The organism is Streptomyces sp. NBC_00726 (assembly GCF_045161735.1).
Classification (GTDB): Bacteria; Actinomycetota; Actinomycetes; order Streptomycetales; family Streptomycetaceae; genus Streptomyces.
This window is the reverse complement of the sequence record NZ_CP108983.1, coordinates 3,253,029-3,274,467: the sequence shown is the minus strand read 5'-3', so window position 1 is coordinate 3,274,467 and position 21,439 is coordinate 3,253,029. Positions and strand designations below refer to the sequence as shown.

The window sequence follows — 21,439 nt, the reverse complement described above, 5'->3', positions numbered from 1 at the left end:
GGGGTTTCGATGAACGCGCCGTACGACGGTGACCGCGGTCAGGGTGCGGGCGGGGCCGGGTACTCCGGCGGCCCTCCGGTGCCCCCTGACCCGCAGCAGCAGCCGGCGCCGGACCCGTATCTGCAGTCCGCGTACGACCACGACCCGTACCGGGCGCAGGACCTCTCCGCCCAGGACCCGGTGGACGAGGCGCTGTACGACCGCGCCGCGCATCCGCCGCCGCCTCCCGGCACCTACCAGCAGCCACAGCCGCTCTACCAGCAGCCGCCGGCGCCGCAGTACGCCCCCGACCCGCGCATCTGGGCCCAGACGCCGCCGCCCGAGCCCGCCGGGCCCTCGCGCCATCTCCCGTACGGTGACAACGCCGCGACGACCCAGTTCGTGGGAGTGGACGACCTCGTCACACAGGCTTCAGCCGATCGCGACGAGCCCGACGCCTTCGCCCACCTCTTCCGCGACCAGGAGGGCCCCGCGAACCCGGGTGCCTCTCCGGCACCGGCCCAGCCCGAGCCCACCCCGGCACCGGCCAAGTCCGGCGGTCGCGCCTCAAGCCTGCTGAAGTCCAGCGCGGTCATGGCGGCCGGCACGCTCGTCTCACGCCTCACCGGCTTCGTCCGCAGCCTCGTGATCACCGCGGCGCTGGGCGCGGCCCTGCTCGGCGACAGCTTCACCATCGCGTACACGCTGCCCACGATGATCTACATCCTCACCGTGGGCGGCGGCCTCAACTCGGTCTTCGTGCCCCAGCTCGTCCGCTCGATGAAGGACGACGAGGACGGCGGCGAGGCGTACGCCAACCGGCTCCTGACCCTGGTGATGGTCGCCCTCGGCCTCATCGTCGCCGTGGTGGTCTTCGCGGCCCCCTGGCTGATCCGGCTGATGTCCTCGACGATCGCGGACGACCCGGCGGCCAACAGCGTCGCCGTCACCTTCGCCCGCTACTGCCTGCCCACCATCTTCTTCATGGGGGTGCACGTGGTGATGGGGCAGATCCTCAACGCCCGCGGGAAGTTCGGCGCGATGATGTGGACCCCGGTCCTGAACAACATCGTCATGATCTTCACCTTCGGGATGTTCATCTGGGTCTACGGCACGTCCCACGAGTCCCACATGGGCGTGGACACGATCCCGCCGGAGGGCGTGCGGCTGCTGGGTATCGGCACCCTGCTCGGCCTGGTCGTGCAGGCGCTGGCCATGATCCCGTATCTGCGCGAGGCCGGCTTCCGCTTCCGTCCACGGTTCGACTGGAAGGGCCACGGGCTGGGCAAGACGATAAAGCTCGCGAAGTGGACGGTGCTGTTCGTCTTCGCCAACCAGGCCGGTGTGCTGGTCGTCACCCAGCTCGCGACCTCGGCCGGCAAGGCATCCGGGAAGGACGGCGCGGGCTTTCTCGCCTATTCCAACGCCCAGCTGATCTGGGGCATGCCGCAGGCGATCATCACCGTCTCGGTCATGGCCGCCCTGCTACCCCGGATCTCCCGGGCCGCCCATGACAACGACCCCGGCGCCGTCCGCGACGACATCTCGCAGGGGCTCCGCAACTCCGCCGTGGCCATCGTCCCGGTCGCCTTCGCGTTCCTCGCCCTGGGTGTGCCGATGTGCACCCTGCTCTACTCGTCCAGCGGCCCCGAGGCAGCCCGCTCCATGGGCTTCATCCTGATGGCCTTCGGCCTCGGCCTGATCCCCTACTCCGTGCAGTACGTGGTGCTGCGCGGGTTCTACGCGTACGAGGACACCCGGACGCCCTTCTACAACACCGTCATCGTCGCCTTGGTCAACGCGGCGGCCTCCGCCCTCTGCTACGTCGTGCTGCCCGCCCAGTGGGCCGTGGTCGGCATGGCCGCCTCGTACGGCCTGGCCTACGCGGTCGGTGTCGGGATCGCCTGGCGCCGGCTGCGCAACCGCCTGGGCGGCGACCTGGACGGCGCGCACGTGGTCCGCACCTACGCCAGGCTGTGCCTCGCCGCACTGCCCGCCACCGTGGTCGGCGGAGCCGTGGGCTTCGGCCTCCTCCAGGTGCTCGGCGAAGGAGCCTTCGGTTCGCTCGTCGCGCTCGTCTGCGGCGGTGCACTGCTGCTGGGAGTGTTCTTCGTCGCGGCGAGGAAAATGCGGATCGAGGAGATCAACGGCATGGTCGGCATGGTCAGGGGGCGGCTCGGCCGCTGAGGCCGGCCGGCCCGCACAACCATCGCCGGTCTCCGCGTGTCGTGCATAGCGCCGGAGTGTGGGCACAATTGGCGTGACTGTGCAGAGCAGAGCTGGCTGGCATCGCGCAACGGATGGGGAGGCAGGAACGACGGTGGCGGAACGTAGCACGGCTGCCGTCGACGTGGCCGACAACAGCGGGGACGAACCGCTGACCGCCAAGGCGGACGAGGCCACGACCGACGGTACGGCAGAAGCGCAGGACGCGGCGGACACGGGCTCCCAGGAGGAGAACGACGACAAGGCCGCATCGAAGACCTTCCCGGCCACCCCGGATCTGCACAGCGGTCACAAGCTGGCCGGCCGGTACCGGCTGGAGGAATGCGTCACCCGTCTGGACGGGTTCAGCAGCTGGCGTGCCGTCGACGAGAAGCTGCGCCGCGCGGTGGGGGTCCACCTCCTGCCCGCGGACCACCCACGGGCACGCTCGGTCCTGGCCGCCGCCCGGTCCTCCGCGTTGCTGGGCGACCCTCGCTTCGTGCAGGTCCTCGACGCCGTCGAGGAGGACGAGCTCGTCTACGTCGTCCACGAGTGGCTTCCCGACGCCATCGAGCTCACGGCGCTGCTGAGCGCCGGCCCGATGGACGCCCACGACGCGTACCAGCTCGTCAGCCAGGTCTCCCAGGCCATGGCGGCCGCGCACCGGGAGGGCCTGGCCCACCTGAGGCTCACCCCGGGGGCCGTGCTGCGCAGCTCGTCCGGCCAGTACCGCATCCGCGGCCTCGCGGTGAACGCTGCCCTGCGGGGCATCACGTCCGACGGCCCTCAGCGCGCCGACACGGAGGCGATCGGGGCCCTGCTCTACGCCGCGCTGACCCAGCGCTGGCCGTACGAGAGCGATGCGTACGGGCTCACCGGTCTGCCCAAGGGGATGGGGCTGCTCCCGCCCGACCAGGTGCGGGCCGGAGTCCACCGGGGCCTCTCCGAGATCGCCATGCGGGCGCTCGCCAACGACGGTGCCACGGCGTCCCGCCAGGAGCAGCCGTGCACCACGCCCGACGAGCTCGCCAAGGCCGTGGCGGCCATGCCCCGCATCCCCCCGCCCGAACCCGTCTTCACCGCCCCGCCCGAGTACCAGCGGACCACCTACCAGCAGGGCACGTACGGACGGCCGGCGGCCGGTGCCGTCGTCACCCAGCCCGTCGTGCCGGTGCCCCCCGCACCCTTGCAGAGCCGCACCGGCAGGGCACTGAAGTGGGTCGTGTCCGCGCTGCTGATCGCCGCCCTGGGCCTGGGCAGCTGGCAGCTCGCGGAAACGCTCATCGACCGGGACAACAACTCGGGCGGTGACCCCGGCACCACCCAGTCCAACCCGGAGAACAACGACCCACCGCCGGTCGAGAAGAGCAAGCCCGTTCCGATCGTCACCGCCCAGGACTACGACCCGCTCGGCGACGGCAGTGAGAAGCCGCAGAGCATAGGCAACGTCTACGACGACGACCCCAGCTCCTACTGGCACACCGACTGGTACGCCTCAGCCGACTTCGGCAGGCTCAAGGAAGGCGTCGGCGTCGTCCTGGATCTCGGCAAGACACAGCGTGTCGGCAAGGTGGACGTGTCCTTCCTCGGCGGCGCCACCTCGGTCGAGCTGCGGACCACCGACGGCTCCACGGTGCCGACCCGCCCCACCGGCTTCAACAAGGTCGCCCAGGGGTCGGGAACCCAGGTGTCGCTGAAGCCCTCCAAGCCTGTGCAGGCGCGGTACCTGCTCGTCTGGCTCACAAAGCTCCCGCCGAGCGGCGAGGGCGACTTCCGGGGGAAGATCTCGGACATCAAGGTCACCAGCTGACAGCTTCGAACCCGAGAATGGGGCTGGGCCGGATTCAGATCCGGCCCAGCCCCATTTCCTGTCCGACGCGCTACCGAATCATCCCCTTTTATCGCTCATACACCCCAGCCGACCTCGCCATTTACTTCCCGTCGGCGATCGGTTTGAATGCACGGATGGCGACAGCTGAGGGGGGAGACCGTGAGCACTACGGCTCCGGTGCCGCCGATCCACCGAGCGACGCGGACCTCCTCGCGCAGCATGTCGCCGGTGACCCCGATGCCTTCGGCGAGCTGGCTCGACGCCATCGCGACCGGCTGTGGGCCGTGGCCCTGCGGACGCTGGGCGACCGCGAGGAAGCGGCCGACGCCGTACAGGACGCCCTGATCTCCGCCTTCCGCGCCGCCCACACCTTCCGGGGCCAGTCCGCCGTCACCACCTGGCTGCACCGCATCACGGTGAACGCCTGCCTCGACCGCATCCGCAAGGCCGCGTCCCGGAAGACCTCGCCCGTCGACGACCCGGAGCGGCTCGACCGGCTGCTGGAGCCGCATGAGTCCGCGGAGGCCCCCGCGGAACGCCACGATCTCCACCGCGAACTCCTCGCCGCGCTGGCCACCCTCCCCGCCGAGCAGCGCGCGGCGCTCGTCCTCGTGGACATGCAGGGGTATCCGGTGGCGGAGACCGCTCGCATCCTTGATGTGCCCGTGGGCACCGTGAAGAGCCGCTGCGCACGGGGCCGGGCCCGCCTGGCACCCCTGCTGACGCATCTACGCAGCGACGGCCGCGCCGGAGAGGCGCCCGGTACGGAAGGGAACCGGACGCCCAGAGCATCCGTCCCACCGGCAGCCGGTCCACGAGACACGGGCACGAGCGACCCCACTGTGATGAAGGGCGGAGGTGGACACCGATGACGTCAATACCCGGCACGACCCAGCACCCGGAAGTCTCGGAAATCTCCGACCTGACCGAGGACCTGCTCCCCGAAGTGCGCGCAGCCGAGATCCGCAGCCACGTTGACGTCTGTGAGCTCTGTGCCGATGTCCTCTCCTCCTTGGAGGAGATTCACGGGCTACTCAGCGAGCTGTCGGCCCCCGAGCCCATGCCCGCTGATATCGCCAACCGCATCGATGCCGCTCTCGCTGCCGAGGCGCGGACGCATCGCGCTGAACCGGATACAGCGACCGATGTTTCACGTGAAACAGAGCCCGCGCGCATAGCCGGGAATCCTCCGTCCCGGGTACATGCCCCGGATCGTCCGGCCGGACATGCGCGTGCGAACACCGGTCCCGGCCGACGTCCAGGACGGAGGCGTCGCCGTAGCACTCTGCTCGCCTCCGCACTCGGGGCCGCTGCCCTGGTCGGCATGAGCGTCTTCCTGCTCCAGAACCTCCCGGGAGCGGAGCGAAGCGACACTTCCGCTGCCGGGGTCAGCCAGGACACAAGGGTCACAGCCCCGAAAAGCCGCTCGCAGGAGTTCTCCGCGTCCACCCTCAAGGACCAGGTGCACGCACTACTGGTCACGGGCTCCGGCACGTCGAGCCCACAGGCCCCCAAGGCGAACGAAGAGGCTCCCTCCATCGGATCCCAGTCCTCTCCGCAGTCCCAACCCTCGCTCCAAGCGGACCCCTCGGACTCCATGTCCCCCGAGTCCCCGCTCCGGGCCTCTGCGGTGCCCGTCCCCGCGTGCGTGGAAGAAGGTATCGGCCGCAACAGCCCGGCGCTCGCCATCGAGAGGGGCAGCTACGAGGGCACCGACGCGTTCCTCGTCGTTCTGCCCCATCCCACGAACCCGGACAGCGTTCAGGCGTATGTCGTGGACGCGGCCTGTGTGGGAGCCGAGCCTTCCTCCAAGGGGAAGCTGCTGTTGACGCACGCCTACGCACGCCCCTGAGAACCGCGCCGCCAGCCGCCCCGGCACGTCGGGAATGCATCCCCCGTAGGATCCGTTGGGTGGGGTGAGAGTCGTTGAACCGGCCCCAGTAGGCGTGGACAGTAGGCAGTCTGCAGAGACGAGGAAGAAACCCGTGAGCGACGTGCGTAATGTGATCATCATCGGCTCCGGCCCGGCCGGCTACACAGCCGCCCTGTACACCGCGCGCGCCTCGCTGAAGCCGCTGGTCTTCGAGGGGGCCGTCACCGCTGGTGGCGCGCTCATGAACACCACCGACGTGGAGAACTTCCCGGGCTTCCAGGACGGCATCATGGGCCCCGAGCTCATGGACAACATGCGCGCCCAGGCCGAGCGTTTCGGCGCCGAGCTGGTCCCGGACGACGTGGTCTCCGTCGACCTCACCGGTGACATCAAGACCGTCACCGACACGGCAGGCACCGTCCACCGCGCCAAGGCGGTCATCGTCACCACGGGCTCCCAGCACCGCAAGCTCGGGCTCCCCAACGAGGACGCCCTCTCCGGACGCGGTGTTTCCTGGTGCGCGACCTGCGACGGGTTCTTCTTCAAGGACCAGGACATCGCCGTGGTCGGCGGTGGCGACACCGCAATGGAGGAGGCGACCTTCCTCTCGCGCTTCGCCAAGTCCGTCACCATCATCCACCGCCGCGACACCCTGCGCGCGTCCAAGACCATGCAGGATCGCGCCTTCGCCGACCCGAAGATCAAGTTCGCCTGGGACAGTGAGGTCGCCGGAGTCAACGGCGAACAGAAGCTCTCCGGTGTGACGCTGCGCAACACCAAGACCGGCGAGACGTCCGAGCTGCCCGTGACCGGCCTGTTCATCGCCGTCGGCCATGACCCGCGCACCGAGCTCTTCAAGGGCCAGCTCGAACTTGACGACGAGGGCTACTTGAAGGTCGACGCGCCTTCGACGCGTACCAACCTTTCCGGGGTCTTCGGCGCCGGTGACGTTGTCGACCACACCTACCGCCAGGCGATCACCGCGGCCGGCACCGGCTGCTCCGCCGCCCTCGACGCAGAGCGCTTCCTCGCCGCGCTCGCCGACGACGAGAAGGCCGCCCCCGCGGCCGCCGTCTGATCCACGCCTCACTCACATCCCCACACACCCCGCGAAGTTAGGAGGCCGCCGTGGCCGGCGCCCTGAAGAACGTGACCGACGACTCCTTCGAGGAGCTCGTCCTCAAGAGCGACAAGCCCGTGCTGGTGGACTTCTGGGCCGCCTGGTGCGGCCCGTGCCGTCAGATCGCTCCGTCGCTGGAGGCCATCGCGGCCGAGCACGGCGAGATCGAGGTCGTGAAGCTCAACATTGACGAGAACCCGGCCACCGCTGCCAAGTACGGCGTCATGTCCATCCCGACGCTGAACGTCTACCAGGGTGGCGAGGTCGCCAAGACCATCGTCGGCGCCAAGCCGAAGGCTGCGATCCTCCGCGACCTCGCGGGCTTCATCGTCGACAAGGACCAGTAAGAAGAAGCTGTGTCCGCTTGTTTCACGTGAAACGGGCCCGTCCTCCCCAGGACGGGCCCGTTTTGCATGCGGCCCAGGAACGCGCGCCTCACAACGGTCGCAGCACAGGCTCCTTCTGGACCGCTCCGAGGAGCCGGTCCAGGGCCAGCTCTACGTCTTCCTTCCAAGAGAGCGTTGTACGCAGTTCCAGCCGCAGCCGAGGGTGCACCGGATGCGGCCGCACCGTCTTGAACCCCACCGCCAGAAGATGGTCGGCAGGCAGCACGCAGGCCGCCTCCTTCCACCGGGCATCTCCGAAGGCTTCGATCGCCTTGAACCCCCGGCGGATCAGATCCTTGGCAACGGTCTGCACCATGACCCGGCCCAGCCCCTGCCCCCGGTACCCCGGCATGATCAGCGCGGTCATCAGCTGAACGGCATCAGGGGAGACAGGGCTCGTCGGAAAGGCGGTGGCGCGCGGAACGTACGCGGGTGGTGCGTAGAGCACAAAGCCGGCCGGCACATCATCGACGTAGACCACCCGCCCGCAGGAACCCCACTCCAGAAGAACCCCGGAGATCCACGCCTCCTTTTCCCCGGCAGATGTCCCGCTCTTGGCGGCGGCTTCTCCGCTGACCGGGTCAAGTTCCCAGAAGACACAGGAGCGGCAGCGCCGGGGGAGGTCGGGAAGGTTGTCCAGCGTGAGCGGTACGAGCCGACGCCCCATGAAGGCTGTTCCTCACTTCTCTCGCCCACTGCGCCATGAACGGAAATGCCCTGCCAGAACGCATCGTAACCACCGCCGGATCAAGCCGACACCGTGAGAAAGCAAAGGGCGGGCTGTAATCCGTGAACCGGAAACAGCCCGCCCTCAGAGTTCGGCGTACGTCAGCTCTCGTCGTCCTCGGCCGGCTCCTCGGAGGGAGCGTGGTCCAGCACCCGGCCCTCGCCCGGGGCGAGACTGCCGAGGATGCGGTCCAGGTCCTCCATCGAGGCGAACTCCACGACGATCTTGCCCTTCTTCTGCCCGAGGTCGACCTTCACCCGGGTCTCGAAGCGGTCGGAGAGCCGCGATGCCAGATCGGAGAGCGCCGGGGAGAGCCGCGCCCCGGCCCGGGGTCCCTTGGCCTTCTTGGCGCTCGTGGGCCTGGAGCCCATGAGCGTCACGATCTCCTCTACCGCACGCACCGAGAGCCCTTCGGCCACGATGCGGTGGGCCAGCTTGTCCTGCTCCTCGGAGTCGTCCACCGACAGCAGGGCACGCGCGTGGCCCGCCGACAGCACCCCGGCGGCGACCCTGCGCTGCACCGGCGGGGACAGCCTCAGCAGCCGCAGAGTGTTGGACACCTGCGGCCGGGAACGGCCGATCCGGTCCGCCAGCTGGTCATGCGTGCACTTGAAGTCCTTGAGCAGCTGGTCGTAGGCAGCCGCCTCCTCCAACGGGTTCAGCTGAGCCCGGTGCAGATTCTCCAGGAGGGCGTCCAGAAGAAGCTTCTCGTCGTCCGTGGCCCGGACGATGGCCGGGATGCGCTCCAGGCCCGCTTCGCGGCAGGCCCTCCAGCGCCGCTCGCCCATGATGAGCTCGAAGCGGTCGGCCCCGATCTTGCGCACCACGACCGGCTGGAGGAGACCGACCTCCTTGATGGAGGTGACCAGCTCAGCGAGCGCGTCCTCATCAAAGACCTCACGCGGCTGACGCGGGTTCGGCGTGATGGAGTCGAGCGGGACTTCGGCGAAGTATGCACCGGCCACGTCGCCCGAGACCGTGGGCTCGGCCCCCGACATCGGCGAGCTCGGCTCGGGCACGACGGGAGTGGCCCCGAGCGTGGCCACCTTAGCGGCGGCCACCCCCCGCTCCGTGGTCAGTACGGGCGCGGAAGCCCCGGAGCCGGCGGGCGACAGCTGCTTCTCCTGCGGAGCGGCTGGGATCAGGGCACCGAGCCCTCGCCCCAACCCTCGACGACGCTCACTCACTGGATCCCCTCCGAATTGCTCTGCTGACTGATCAAACCGCCCGTGTGGGCGTGCTGGCCCTCGTAATGCACCCCGACCCCTCGCAGCGCGATCTCGCGGGCTGCTTCGAGGTAGGACAGCGACCCGCTGGACCCGGGGTCGTAGGTGAGCACGGTCTGCCCGTAGCTCGGCGCCTCGGAGATGCGGACCGACCGGGGGATGCTGGTCCTCAGCACCTCCTTGCCAAAGTGACTGCGGACCTCCTCCGCGACCTGTGACGCCAGCCGGGTCCGGCCGTCGTACATGGTGAGCAGGATGGTCGAGACATGGAGGTCGGGGTTCAAGTGACCCCGGACCAGCTCGACGTTCCGCAGGAGCTGGCCCAGGCCCTCCAGCGCGTAGTACTCGCACTGAATGGGGATCAGCACCTCCGCACCGGCCACCAGCGCGTTGACCGTCAGCAGGCCCAACGAGGGCGGGCAGTCGATCAGGATGTAATCCAGCGGCTGCTCATACGCCTGGATGGCGCGCTGGAGTCGACTCTCCCGCGCCACCAGCGACACCAGCTCGATCTCCGCACCGGCGAGATCGATGGTGGCCGGGGCGCAGAAGAGACCTTCGACGTCCGGGACGGGCTGAACCACGTCCGAGAGCGGCTTGCTCTCCACCAGAACGTCATAGATCGAGGGAACTTCGGCGTGGTGATCGATACCCAGAGCCGTCGAGGCGTTGCCCTGCGGGTCGAGGTCCACCACCAGAACCCGTGCCCCGTGAAGTGCCAGCGACGCGGCGAGGTTGACCGTCGAGGTGGTCTTGCCCACCCCGCCCTTCTGGTTGGCCACAACCATGACGCGGGTCTGCTCGGGCCGTGGCAGCCCCTCGCCGGCTCGGCCCAGGGCCTCCACCGCCAGCTGGGCCGCACGACCGATGGGTGTGTCGTCCATCGGCGGCGGTGTTTCACGTGAAACACCGTTCCCCGCCGATTCGGTTCGGGGACCGGGGACCGGATCGGTCATCGGCCCCGCGATGTTGGCGTCGGACCGCAAGGATTCACTCTCCTCGACTTCAGGCTCGCAATGAGCAGAGCCTGTCATGGTTTCGGGGTCGTGAACCAGCGAGGCCCGCTCTTCTGTGGATGAAACCACTTCTGTGGACAACTCCGTAGCCCTAACGGGCCTGCGATGGGGCGGGGCGGCTGCCTCATGACCGCGGCCGATGATTCCATGCAGCAGAGAACGACGTTTCACGTGAAACACGATGCCTCCGCTGCGTGGCTACGGAGCTACGACACTCCGCGCAGGGCTCAGCGACGACGTCGTGTCCTGCTGGTCCGCGCAGCCTTGGCACGCTTTGCGGCGAACCTCACACCGCCCGGGCTCTCGCCGACCACCACTCGGACCACGGTGGATGTCGGGTCGACCACGCCCTCGCCAACATGCAGCACCTCGGTCTCCACCACGCCCAGCTTGCTGAGCGCGGCCCGAGCACCGTTGATCTCCTCCTCGGCGGTGTCACCCTTGAGCGCGAGCATCTCGCCGTACGGGCGCAGCAGGGGCACGCCCCAGCCGGCCAGCCGGTCCAGCGGGGCCACCGCCCGGGCGGTCACCACATGCACCGGCTGAAGAGAGCCGAGAACCTCCTCGGCCCGGCCGCGGACAACCGTCACATGATCGAGCCCCAGCAGTTCCACGACCTCCTGGAGGAAGTTCGTCCGACGCAGCAGCGGCTCCAGGAGGGTGATCTTCAAGTCCGGGCGCACCAGCGCCAGGGGGATGCCCGGCAGCCCGGCCCCGGACCCCACGTCACAGACCGTGACCCCCTCGGGGACAACCTCGGAGAGCACCGCACAGTTCAACAGATGCCGCTCCCACAGACGCGGGACCTCACGCGGCCCGATCAGCCCGCGCGTGACACCCGCGTCCGCCAGCAGCTCCGCGTACCGGACAGCCTCGGGAAAGCACTCACCGAATACTTCCCGGGCCTCGTCGGGCGCCTGGGGAAGCGCTACTTCCTCCGTCACGGGGGACCGTCCTTCCATACCGCACTACGCACCATGGGTGGCTGTCTATCAGGCTGACAAAGATCGGCCCCGTCTGCGAACAGACGGGGCCGACAGGTAAGGAGCCGGTCAGGCCGGCAGGACGACGACGAAGCGCTGCGGCTCCTCGCCCTCCGATTCGCTGCGCAGGCCCGCCGCGGCGACTGCGTCGTGCACGACCTTGCGCTCGAACGGCGTCATCGGGTCCAGCTTCACCGGCGCACCGGTGCTCTTGACCTCGTCCGCCGCCTTGGCACCCAGCTCGGCGAGCTCCGTGCGCTTCTTGGCCCGGAACCCGGCGATGTCCAGCATCAGACGGCTCCGGTCACCGGTCTCCCGGTGCACGGCGAGCCGGGTCAGCTCCTGAAGCGCCTCCAGGACCTCGCCGTCGCGCCCCACGAGCTTCTGCAGCTCGCGCGCCGAGTCACTGATGATCGAGACCGCGGCCCGGTCCGCCTCGACGTCCATGTCGATGTCGCCGTCGAGGTCGGCGATGTCGAGCAGACCCTCAAGGTAGTCCGCTGCGATCTCCCCTTCCTGCTCAAGGCGGGTCAGGGTGTCGCTGCCCTCAGCGGCCGTGGAGGTGGTGCCTTCCGTCACGGATGGACTCCTTCTTACTTCTTGGACGGGTGCTTGGGCCGCTGCGGGCCCTTGCGCTGTCCGGACTTGGCTTGGCGTGAGGAGCCGGACGCGGCCTTGCCCGCCGGCTTCGACTTGTCGTCCTGCGCGGAGCTCTTCTTCAGGGAGGTCTTGGACTCCGGCTCGTCGGAGTCGTCGCCGGCTCCACCCTGGTGGGCCGCACCGGTCTGGCGCTGCGCCTTCGTCTGCCGCTTGGGCTGCTGGCGACGCTGCGGGGCACTGCCCTCGGCCTCGGCGGCGGCGGTGTCGCTCTTGGTGACCGTGCCGTCCTCCTGGGGAGCGAGGCCGAGCTTGGCCAGTCCGACGACGAACTTCCGCTCGATGTCATTGCGGTCCGGGCCCTTGGCCACGATCCGCTTGACGGTATTGCGCCGGGTCCGGCCGCGGACCTCACCGTGCGCGGTGACGCTCTTCAGCACGCGCCCGAGGTACTGCTCCTGCGCCTTGCTGCCCGGCGTCGGGTTCTGGTTGATCACGTACATCTGCTGACCCATGGTCCAGACGTTCGTGGTGAGCCAGTAGACGAGGACACCGACGGGGAAGTTGATGCCCATGACCGCGAAGATCAGCGGGAAGATGTACATCAGCATCTTCTGCTGTTGCATGTACGGCGTCTTGACCGTCAGGTCGACGTTCTTCGTCATCAGCTGGCGCTGCGTGAAGAACTGCGAGGCCGACATCATCACGATCATGACCGCGGTGACGATCCTGACGTCGGTCAGCGAAGCGCCGAGGGCGTCGACCTTCTCCGCGCTGTCCATGAACTTGGCGGCCAGCGGAGCACCGAAGATGTGGGCCTGACGGGCGCTGTCCAGCAGCGACTGGTCGATGACGCCGATCTTCTTGTTCGAGGCGATCGCGGAGAGTACGTGGTACAGCGCGAAGAAGAACGGCGACTGCGCGATGATCGGCAGGCACGAGGAGAGCGGGTTGGTACCCGTCTCCTTGTACAGCTTCATCATCTCTTCGGACTGACGCTGCTTGTCGCTCTTGTAGCGCTCCTGGATCGCCTTCATCTTCGGCTGGAGCAGCTGCATGTTCCGCGTCGACTTGATCTGCTTGACGAACAGCGGGATCAGACAGATACGGATGAGCACCACGAGGGACACGATGGACAGACCCCAGGCCCATCCGGTGTCAGGGCCGAAGATCCACCCGTACAACTTGTGGAACTGGACGATGACCCAGGAGACGGGCCAGGTGATGAAGCTGAACAGACTGGCAATCGTGTCCACTAATCAGGCTCCTTGAGCATTGGGCGAAGTCTCTGCGGCCGAACTCGGGAGCTCGGTGGCCGAACCCCCGGGAGGCACGTCAGCGGCGGAGTCCCCGCCCTTGCCGCCGCGTATGGCGCTGCGCAGCAGTTCGTGCCAACGCGGACGTTTGCGTGGTGGTACGTAGTCCACGCCGCCGGGTGACCACGGATTGCATCGCAGGATGCGCCAGGCGGTCAGCGCCGTTCCCTTGATCGCTCCGTGCCGGTCGATCGCCGTATATCCATAGTGGGAACACGACGGGTAGTAACGGCAGACAGGCCCGAGCAGTGGGCTGATCGTCCACTGGTACAGCTTGATGAGAGCCAGCAGCGGGTACTTCATCGCACGCCCCCTCCCAGTAGCCGCCGCAAGGCGGCGTCCAGGTCTCGGGCCAGCTGTTCATGGCCGGCATCGCCCGATCCGGGCAACGCTCGTACGACAACCAGGCTACCGGGGGGCAGCAGGGCGAGCCGTTCTCGGACCAGGTGGCGAAGCCTGCGCTTCACCGCTGTGCGGACGACCGCACCACCCACGGCTTTGCTGACAACGAAACCCGCACGCGACGGGGGAACGTTCTCCCCAGGCGCGTGCGGGTCGGTTGCACCGCTTCGTAGATGGACGACGAGGAGCGGACGACCGGCCCGGCGTCCTCGTCGCACCGCGGTCGCGAAGTCCTCGCGCCGCCTCAGCCGATTCTCGGAAGGCAGCACGTCATGACGACCTGTACGCGATCAGGCGGACAGGCTGGCGCGACCCTTGCTGCGGCGGGACGCGAGAATCGCGCGGCCGGCACGGGTGCGCATACGCAGCCGGAAGCCGTGGGTCTTCGCGCGACGACGGTTGTTCGGCTGGAAGGTGCGCTTGCTCACTCGGGGGCTCCAGAAAAGACTCGTGTGTTGGCGGGACATCGCCTGGCTGTCACCGTGCGCCCACGAGAGACTCGCGTAAACGCCCTAGTGCACCGCATTCACAATCACAGATCGTGATCTTTGCCCATCGGAGGCAGGCGGCAGCAGCCATCGACAACTCGACCTGGTCACGGTACGCGCGGCTACGCCATCCGGTCAAACCGACCCGGTCGCACCCCCCATTGTGCACAGGCTGTGGACAACGACTTGAACCGCGCGGGTCGGGCTGACTACCGTGGCTGAACTCCGGTTCTTTTTCTTCCCGCCTGCCGGTCCTCACCCACCCCGACCCATCCCGTCCCGAGAACCACACATTCGTGGGACCAGCGAGAGAGCGTGCCCTGTGGCTGACGTACCTGCCGATCTTGCCGCAGTGTGGCCGCGAGTGCTGGAGCAGCTGCTCGGGGAGGGGCAACAGGGCATTGAACCGAAGGACAAGCAGTGGATCGAGCGCTGCCAGCCGCTCGCCCTGGTCGCCGACACCGCGCTCCTCGCCGTCCCCAATGAATGGGGCAAGCGGGTCCTCGAAGGCCGCCTCGCCCCCCTCATCAGCGAGACGCTGAGCCGCGAGTGCGGGCGGCCCATCCGGATCGCGATCACGGTGGACGACTCCGCAGGCGAGCCGTCGGGCCCGCCTGCGCCCCCGCTGCACCAGTCCCCCCAGCCGCCCCACCGCTATCAGGGCCCGCAGCACGACGAGGGCCGGCACGGCGACGCATACGACGGCTACGGAAGCCGGCCGTCGGACGACGGCATGCCCACCGCACGGCCCGCCTACCCGGACTACCAGCAGCAGCGCCCGGAGCCCGGGGCCTGGCCGCGCACCCAGGAGGACCTGTCCTGGCAGCAGCCCCGGCTCGGCGGGTTCCAGGACCGCGAGCCAGCGGCCGACCAGTGGCGCGAGCCGTACGGCGGCGGCCGCCCCCCGCAGCGCGATTACCGTCAGCAGCCGCCCGAGCACCAGGGGTACGAGCCCCAGCACGCCGAACACCCCCGCCCCGAGCGCGCCGAGCTGCCGGAGCCGCAGCACCGCCCCGGTGCCGGCACCGGCCGGCCCGGCGGTGCCCCGGGCCCGATGGGCGCACAGCCCGCACCGGCCCCCGGCCCCGGCGAGCCGCACGCCCGGCTGAACCCGAAGTACCTCTTCGACACCTTTGTCATCGGAGCCTCGAACCGCTTCGCGCACGCCGCGGCCGTGGCGGTGGCCGAGGCGCCCGCGAAGGCGTACAACCCCCTGTTCGTCTACGGGGAGTCGGGACTCGGCAAGACCCATCTGCTGCACGCCATCGGGCACTACGCGCGAAGCCTCTACCCGGGCACCCGGGTGCGGTACGTGAGCTCCGAGGAGTTCACCAACGAGTTCATCAACTCGATCCGCGACGGCAAGGGCGACACCTTCCGCAAGCGGTACCGCGATGTCGACATCCTGCTCGTGGACGACATCCAGTTCCTGGCGAGCAAGGAGTCGACGCAGGAGGAGTTCTTCCACACCTTCAATACGCTGCACAACGCCAACAAACAGATCGTGCTGTCCTCAGACCGGCCGCCGAAGCAACTGGTCACTCTGGAGGACCGGTTGCGGAATCGTTTCGAGTGGGGGCTGACCACCGACGTACAGCCTCCCGAGCTGGAGACCCGGATCGCGATCCTGCGCAAGAAGGCGGTGCAGGAGCAGCTGAACGCCCCTCCGGAGGTGCTGGAGTTCATCGCCTCGCGGATCTCGCGCAACATCCGTGAGCTGGAGGGTGCTCTCATCCGGGTGACGGCCTTCGCGAGCCTCAACCGGCAGCCCGTGGACCTGGGGCTCACGGAGATCGTGCTGAAGGATCTGATCCCGGGGGGCGAGGACACCGCCCCCGAGATCACGGCGTCCGCGATCATGGCGGCGACCGCGGACTACTTCGGCCTGACGGTGGAAGACCTCTGCGGATCGTCGCGCAGCCGGGTGCTGGTGACGGCCCGGCAGATCGCCATGTACCTGTGCCGCGAACTGACCGATCTCTCACTGCCGAAGATCGGTGCGCAGTTCGGCGGCCGGGACCATACGACGGTGATGCACGCGGACCGCAAGATCCGGGCGCTGATGGCGGAGCGGCGCTCCATCTACAACCAGGTCACGGAGCTCACCAACCGCATCAAGAACGGCTGACGGCGCCCCGCGCCGGCTCCCGCACGTCCCCGAAGGGCGCTGTGCGGACTCGTCAGGAGTCCGCACAGCGCCCTTCTGTGTTCCCCAAAAAGCGGCTCGCAACCCCCTTCGCGCGGCTCCGGACGCCGGCCGGCCGTCCACCGGGTCCGCTCCCTGAGGGCCCGGTCTGTTCGATTAGTCGGGAGGACACGGGTGTTCTCCACAGATCCGGGCACTTTTTTCCCTCCACAGCCTGGGGATCCAAAAGTTGTCCATACTGCATCCACAGGCAGAACCTCCGGGAGGACATCAGGCCAGCTCAGCGGGTTGGGGATTTGTGGTCAACGATGATCCACAGCCTGTGGACAAGATTTTCGTCCACAGGCCGCGATCGTGGTTGTCCACCGGCTACCCACAGGTCCGGGGCTGTTTTCCCCAGCAGAAGGCCGCTTCTCCACATCGCTGTCCACTGTTCGGCAACACGACAGGCCCCGTCACCGCCCCGAGTGAAAGGCGTCACACCGAGGGGCAGGGTTGGCCTGTGGGGAACGGGGGTAAAGCTGGGGACAGACCTGGGGAGAAACCGCCCTCCCCTGTGTACGGGTTGTGCACAACTTTCGGGTGTCCACAGAAAGCCCGGGTTGTCCACCGGTTCCACCCACAGGGTCGGTGGATAAAAAATAGGCTCTGAGCTGCGAAAACGGGGTTATCCACGGTTTCCACAGGGCCTACTACTACCACCACCCATAGTTAGCCCGGAATCCGTTTCGAAGTGGGGCCTGTGCACAACTCGCCCTCGGAGCGCTCCGGGCCGCTCGCCGCGATTTGACCCCGAGCAGCAACGAGTGTCGGTGCGGTGCGTCAGACTGGTCCCCGGCGTCCTCCCCTCTCTCATCGGTGGAGCGACCCGACCAGACGACGAAGGCCGACAGGGCGAGAACAGCAGGAGGCGGTTCCGGTGAAGATCCGGGTGGAGCGCGATGTACTCGCGGAGGCGGTGGCCTGGGTGGCCCGCAGCCTTCCGGCCCGTCCGCCGGCGCCCGTTCTCGCGGGCCTTCTGCTGAAGGCCGAGGACGGAGCGCTCAGCTTCTCCAGCTTCGACTACGAGGTCTCGGCGCGGGTTTCGGTGGAGGCCGAGGTCGAGGAGGACGGCACCGTCCTCGTCTCCGGCCGGCTGCTCGCCGACATCTGCCGCGCCCTCCCCAACCGGCCGGTGGAGATCTCCACAGACGGTGTACGGGCGACCGTCTCCTGCGGCTCCTCGCGATTCACACTCCACACCCTTCCTGTGGAGGAGTACCCGGCGCTCCCGCAGATGCCGACCGCGACCGGCACGGTGCCCGGTGAGGTCTTCGCCTCCGCCGCCGCCCAGGTCGCCATCGCCGCGGGCCGCGACGACACGCTGCCCGTCCTGACCGGCGTCCGCATCGAGATCGAGGGCGACACCGTCACCCTCGCCTCCACCGACCGCTACCGCTTCGCGGTCCGCGAGTTCCTCTGGAAGCCGGAGGACCCGGAGGCGTCCGCCGTCGCCCTGGTCCCCGCCAAGACGCTGCTCGACACCGCCAAGGCCCTCACCAGCGGTGACACGGTCACCCTGGCGCTGTCCGGCTCCGGCGCGGGCGAAGGGCTCATCGGGTTCGAGGGCGCCGGACGGCGTACGACCACCCGACTGCTCGAAGGCGACCTGCCGAAGTACCGGACGCTCTTCCCCACCGAGTTCAACTCGGTTGCCGTGATCGAGACCGCCCCCTTCGTGGAGGCCGTCAAGCGCGTCGCCCTGGTGGCCGAGCGCAACACCCCTGTCCGGCTGACCTTCGAGCAGGGCGTCCTGATCCTGGAGGCCGGCTCCAGCGACGACGCACAGGCTGTGGAAAGGGTCGACTCCGTGCTGGAGGGCGACGACATCTCGATCGCCTTCAACCCGACCTTCCTGCTCGATGGCCTCAGCGCCATCGACTCCCCGGTCGCCCAGCTCTCGTTCACGACCTCCACCAAGCCGGCGCTGCTCAGCGGCCGCCCGGCCGTGGACGCCGAAGCGGACGACGCGTACAAGTACCTGATCATGCCGGTCCGCCTCTCCGGCTGACCTCTCCCGGCCCCGCCCCGGCGGGGCCCGACGGGCGTGTTCAGCGCCGAGCACGCCCGGCGTCCTGTCCCCTTCCGGGCGTAGGCTCGGATGCGGGTACGAATCGGCACAACGCTAAGGAATCTCTGATGGAGCTCGGTCTCGTCGGCCTCGGCAAGATGGGCGGCAACATGCGCGAGCGCATCCGCCGCGCAGGCCACACCGTCATCGGTTACGACCGCAACCCGGATCTCGCCGACGTCCACAGCCTGGAAGAGCTTGTGGGCAGCCTCAAGGGCCCCCGGGTCGTGTGGGTGATGGTCCCGGCCGGAGCCGCGACCCAGTCCACCGTGGACGAGCTGGCCGAGCTCCTGTCGCCCGGCGACATCGTCGTGGACGGCGGGAACAGCCGCTGGACCGACGACGAGAAGCACGCGGAGGAGCTGCGCGCCAAGGGCATCGGCTTCGTGGACTGCGGCGTCTCCGGCGGCGTCTGGGGCCTGGAGAACGGCTACGCGCTCATGTACGGCGGCGACGCCGAGGACGTGGCGAAGGTCCAGCCGATCTTCGACGCCCTGAAGCCCGAGGGTGACTTCGGCTCGGTCCACGCGGGCAAGGTCGGCGCCGGCCACTTCGCCAAGATGGTCCACAACGGCATCGAGTACGCCATGATGCAGGCGTACGCCGAGGGCTGGGAACTCCTGGAGAAGGTCGACTCCGTCACCGACGTGCGCGAGGTCTTCCGCTCCTGGCAGGAGGGCACGGTCATCCGTTCCTGGCTGCTCGACCTGGCGGTCAACGCCCTGGACGACGACGAGCACCTCGACAAGCTCCGCGGCTACGCGGCCGACTCGGGCGAGGGCCGCTGGACGGTGGAGGCCGCGATCGACAACGCGGTGCCGCTGCCCGCGATCACCGCGTCGCTCTTCGCGCGCTTCGCCTCGCGCCAGGACGACTCCCCGCAGATGAAGATGATCGCCGCGCTGCGCAACCAGTTCGGCGGCCACGCGGTCGAGAACAAGAAGTAACCCCGCGACGAGCGGTGGGAGGGGCAGGACCGGCCCTCCCACCGACGGAGCACGGAGCAGGAAGCCGGGAAGGTCGGCGCACCACATGCACGTCACGCATCTGTCGCTGGCCGACTTCCGCTCGTACGCCCGGGCCGAGGTGTCCCTCGACCCGGGCGTCACCGCGTTCGTGGGGGCCAACGGTCAGGGCAAGACGAATCTGGTGGAGGCCGTCGGCTATCTCGCCACGCTCGGCAGCCACCGTGTCTCCTCCGACGCTCCGCTCGTCCGCATGGGCGCCGAGCGCGCGGTGATCAGGGCGGCCGTCACCCAGGGCGAGCGCTCGCAGCTGGTCGAGCTTGAGCTCAACCCCGGCAAGGCGAACCGCGCCCGGATCAACCGATCGTCGCAGGTCAGACCCCGTGATGTGCTCGGCATCGTGCGGACCGTGCTGTTCGCCCCCGAGGACCTGGCCCTGATCAAGGGCGACCCCGGCGAGCGCCGGCGGTTCCTGGACGAGCTGATCACCGCGCGGGCGCCGCGGATGGCCGGGGTGCGCTCCGACTACGAACGCGTGCTCAAGCAGCGGAACACGCTGCTGAAGTCCGCCGCGATGGCACGCAGACACGGCGGGCGTTCCCTGGATCTGTCGACGCTCGACGTGTGGGACCAGCATCTGGCCGGAGTCGGCGCGGAGCTGCTGGCCCAGCGCCTGGATCTGATCGCCACGCTCCAGCCGCTGGCGGACAAGGCGTACGGGGACGTGGCGCCGGGCGGCGGCCCGGTGGCGCTGGACTACCGCGGCTCCGTCGGCGGCGGGGCCGGCCCCGCGCGCACGCGTGAGGAGCTGTACGCACAGCTCATCGAAGCCCTGGCCGGCGTCCGCAAGCAGGAGATCGAGCGCGGAGTGACGCTGGTCGGCCCGCACCGCGACGACCTGGTGCTCGGCCTGCGCGGCATGCCCGCCAAGGGGTACGCGAGCCACGGGGAGTCCTGGTCGTATGCGCTGGCGCTGCGCCTCGCCTCGTACGAACTGCTGCGCGGCGAGGGCAACGAACCGGTGCTGGTGCTGGACGACGTGTTCGCCGAGCTGGACGCCCGCCGCAGGGAGCGGCTGGCGGAGTTGGTGGCCCCGGCCGAGCAGGTGCTGGTGACCGCGGCGGTGGACGACGACGTGCCGGGTGCGCTCGCGGGGACGCGGTACGCGGTGTCCGCCGGCGAGGTGGAGCGGGTGTGAGCGGCGACGGTGAGGGCAAGGCCCCGGGCGCCGAGGACGGGGCGAAGCCGGCGGAGCCGTCCGGTGTGGACCTGGCTCGGGTCGCTCTGCGAGCGGCGAAGGAGCAGGCGCGGGCGCGCGGTGAGGCGGCGCAGCAGAAGAAGCAGGCCCGGCGCGGCGGCGGGCTGCGCTCCGGGGCGCGGCGGGACGGCCGCGATCCGCTGCCGCTGGGCGCCGCGATCAACCGGCTGATCACCGAGCGCGGCTGGGAGACCCCGGCGGCGGTGGGCGGGGTGATGGGCCGCTGGCCACAGATCGTCGGCGACGACCTCGCGCTGCACTGCGTGCCCGTGCGGTACGACGAGGAGCCGGACCAGCGCGTACTGACGGTGCAGTGCGATTCGACGGCCTGGGCGACGCAGCTGCGGCTGCTGGCTCCCCAGCTGGTGGCCCGGCTCAACGCGGACCTGGGAAACGGCACGGTGCGGATGATCAAGGTGCTGGGTCCCGGCGGGCCGCAGCACCGGTACGGTCCGCTGCGCGCCCCGGGGAGCACGGGCCCGGGCGACACCTACGGCTGACCTGCTGCGACCTGGGCTTTTGGCATCCGCAGCCGGACCTGAGCCGGGTTCCGGCTGTCCGGGGACCCGGTCACGTTTCACGTGAAACCAGGTGGTGGTGGGCGGGCGTCCCTCACCGTAGCGGAGGGCTGACAGGCCGAAGCGCTCAACGCCTGTGTGAGCCCCTTGAGGCCCCGTCCCGGATATGGGGAGTCGTCAGCCGCTCATTCAGGGCGGCACATGCGTACTCAGGTACCCGCAAACCCCCATTCGGGTCGGTGCTACCGGTAGACTGATGAACAATCCCGTGTCTTGCGGGATTCGTCGATACA

The 21,439-nt window shown here is 69.0% G+C and carries 20 protein-coding genes; 11 read left to right on the top strand and 9 right to left on the bottom strand.

The genetic code is table 11. The annotated features are described in order from the left end of the window. The first annotated feature begins 9 nt into the window (after positions 1-9). From murJ to trxA, 6 genes are all read left to right on the top strand, one after another. Positions 10-2,166, top strand: coding sequence for a murein biosynthesis integral membrane protein MurJ (murJ, locus tag OG338_RS14580; protein WP_405937745.1), 2,157 nt, complete (start codon positions 10-12; stop codon positions 2,164-2,166). A gap of 133 nt (positions 2,167-2,299) precedes the next feature. Next, entirely contained in the window at positions 2,300-3,994 is a 1,695-nt protein-coding gene (locus tag OG338_RS14575; protein ID WP_405937744.1) for a protein kinase family protein, read from the top strand. Between the two features lie 155 nt (positions 3,995-4,149). Beyond that, positions 4,150-4,887 (top strand): RNA polymerase sigma factor SigM, encoded by a 738-nt coding sequence (sigM, locus tag OG338_RS14570; protein WP_405937743.1) that lies wholly within the window; start codon positions 4,150-4,152, stop codon positions 4,885-4,887. A 725-nt stretch (positions 4,888-5,612) separates the two neighbouring features. Then, positions 5,613-5,867: a hypothetical protein gene (locus OG338_RS14565; RefSeq protein ID WP_405937742.1), complete on the top strand. Its 255-nt coding sequence runs from the start codon at positions 5,613-5,615 to the stop codon at positions 5,865-5,867. A 133-nt stretch (positions 5,868-6,000) separates the two neighbouring features. Then, the gene (gene trxB, locus OG338_RS14560) at positions 6,001-6,966 is read left to right on the top strand and encodes a thioredoxin-disulfide reductase (protein ID WP_161207461.1); all 966 of its coding nucleotides are present in this window, start codon (positions 6,001-6,003) and stop codon (positions 6,964-6,966) included. Positions 6,967-7,016: 50 nt separating this feature from the next. Beyond that, positions 7,017-7,355, top strand: coding sequence for a thioredoxin (gene trxA, locus OG338_RS14555; protein WP_405937741.1), 339 nt, complete (start codon positions 7,017-7,019; stop codon positions 7,353-7,355). A gap of 88 nt (positions 7,356-7,443) precedes the next feature. Here trxA and OG338_RS14550 read toward each other — a convergent pair whose 3' ends face one another. The 9 genes from OG338_RS14550 to rpmH all read right to left on the bottom strand — a co-directional run bounded on the left by OG338_RS14550 (position 7,444) and on the right by rpmH (position 14,089). Continuing rightward, positions 7,444-8,061, bottom strand: a complete 618-nt coding sequence (locus tag OG338_RS14550) for a GNAT family N-acetyltransferase (protein WP_405937740.1) — start codon at positions 8,059-8,061, stop codon at positions 7,444-7,446. 161 nt (positions 8,062-8,222) lie between these two features. Then, a complete protein-coding gene (locus tag OG338_RS14545) occupies positions 8,223-9,308 on the bottom strand; it encodes a ParB/RepB/Spo0J family partition protein (RefSeq protein ID WP_405937739.1) in 1,086 nt (361 codons plus the stop codon). Further along, entirely contained in the window at positions 9,305-10,381 is a 1,077-nt protein-coding gene (locus tag OG338_RS14540) for a ParA family protein (protein WP_405940424.1), read from the bottom strand. Before OG338_RS14540 ends, OG338_RS14545 begins: the two co-directional genes overlap by 4 nt. A 209-nt stretch (positions 10,382-10,590) precedes the next feature. After that, positions 10,591-11,307, bottom strand: coding sequence for a 16S rRNA (guanine(527)-N(7))-methyltransferase RsmG (gene rsmG / locus OG338_RS14535; RefSeq protein ID WP_405937738.1), 717 nt, complete (start codon positions 11,305-11,307; stop codon positions 10,591-10,593). Positions 11,308-11,415: 108 nt separating this feature from the next. Next, positions 11,416-11,925: a protein jag gene (locus OG338_RS14530; protein ID WP_405937737.1), complete on the bottom strand. Its 510-nt coding sequence runs from the start codon at positions 11,923-11,925 to the stop codon at positions 11,416-11,418. Between the two features lie 14 nt (positions 11,926-11,939). Continuing rightward, the gene (gene yidC, locus OG338_RS14525; protein WP_405937736.1) at positions 11,940-13,199 is read right to left on the bottom strand and encodes a membrane protein insertase YidC; all 1,260 of its coding nucleotides are present in this window, start codon (positions 13,197-13,199) and stop codon (positions 11,940-11,942) included. 3 nt (positions 13,200-13,202) lie between these two features. Next, the gene (gene yidD, locus OG338_RS14520; RefSeq protein WP_164399270.1) at positions 13,203-13,562 is read right to left on the bottom strand and encodes a membrane protein insertion efficiency factor YidD; all 360 of its coding nucleotides are present in this window, start codon (positions 13,560-13,562) and stop codon (positions 13,203-13,205) included. Further along, entirely contained in the window at positions 13,559-13,930 is a 372-nt protein-coding gene (gene rnpA, locus OG338_RS14515; protein WP_405937735.1) for a ribonuclease P protein component, read from the bottom strand. The genes yidD and rnpA overlap by 4 nt, the downstream gene beginning before the upstream one ends. 21 nt (positions 13,931-13,951) lie before the next feature. Next, complete coding sequence (gene rpmH, locus OG338_RS14510; protein ID WP_006348049.1) at positions 13,952-14,089, bottom strand: 50S ribosomal protein L34; 138 nt, start codon at positions 14,087-14,089, stop codon at positions 13,952-13,954. A 382-nt stretch (positions 14,090-14,471) separates the two neighbouring features. On the opposite strand from rpmH, the gene dnaA reads away from it, so the two are divergent. From dnaA to OG338_RS14485, 5 genes are all read left to right on the top strand, one after another. Continuing rightward, on the top strand, positions 14,472-16,277 hold the full coding sequence (dnaA, locus tag OG338_RS14505; RefSeq protein ID WP_405937734.1) for a chromosomal replication initiator protein DnaA: 1,806 nt from the start codon (positions 14,472-14,474) through the stop codon (positions 16,275-16,277). 937 nt (positions 16,278-17,214) lie between these two features. Next, complete coding sequence (gene dnaN / locus OG338_RS14500; RefSeq protein ID WP_405937733.1) at positions 17,215-18,345, top strand: DNA polymerase III subunit beta; 1,131 nt, start codon at positions 17,215-17,217, stop codon at positions 18,343-18,345. Positions 18,346-18,473: 128 nt separating this feature from the next. Further along, positions 18,474-19,352, top strand: a complete 879-nt coding sequence (gene gnd, locus OG338_RS14495) for a phosphogluconate dehydrogenase (NAD(+)-dependent, decarboxylating) (RefSeq protein WP_365676960.1) — start codon at positions 18,474-18,476, stop codon at positions 19,350-19,352. 85 nt (positions 19,353-19,437) lie between these two features. Then, the gene (gene recF, locus OG338_RS14490) at positions 19,438-20,568 is read left to right on the top strand and encodes a DNA replication/repair protein RecF (protein WP_405937732.1); all 1,131 of its coding nucleotides are present in this window, start codon (positions 19,438-19,440) and stop codon (positions 20,566-20,568) included. Continuing rightward, the gene (locus OG338_RS14485) at positions 20,565-21,128 is read left to right on the top strand and encodes a DUF721 domain-containing protein (RefSeq protein WP_405937731.1); all 564 of its coding nucleotides are present in this window, start codon (positions 20,565-20,567) and stop codon (positions 21,126-21,128) included. The genes recF and OG338_RS14485 overlap by 4 nt, the downstream gene beginning before the upstream one ends. The last annotated feature ends 311 nt before the right edge of the window (positions 21,129-21,439 follow it).